Annotated in this window: 1 pseudogene; it reads right to left on the bottom strand. The window is 51.4% G+C overall.

Annotated elements, in window-relative coordinates:
- Nucleotides 1–218, bottom strand: a pseudogene (locus B7692_RS07635) (hypothetical protein); the annotation flags it as partial.

Genomic DNA, 218 nt, shown 5'->3' with positions numbered 1-218 from the left:
GCCCAGTTGCCGTTATTCTTAACGAAGACGTCGCCTGTTTCTGTATTAACGTATTTATCGCCGTCTTTACCTTGATTTGCTTCTGGGTTAACTTTGCCGTTCAAGACGTCTTTTCCGTCGCGTCCATCACGTCCGTCACGACCTGCTGCGCCATCACGTCCGTCGCGTCCTGGTAAACCTTGTGCTCCGTCTTGACCATCACGACCTTGAAGACCTTG

Source organism: Streptococcus mitis (assembly GCF_002096925.1).
GTDB lineage: Bacteria > Bacillota > Bacilli > Lactobacillales > Streptococcaceae > Streptococcus > Streptococcus mitis_AF.
Note: the sequence above shows the minus strand (reverse complement) of the source record. Positions and strands in the feature narration are given on the sequence as shown.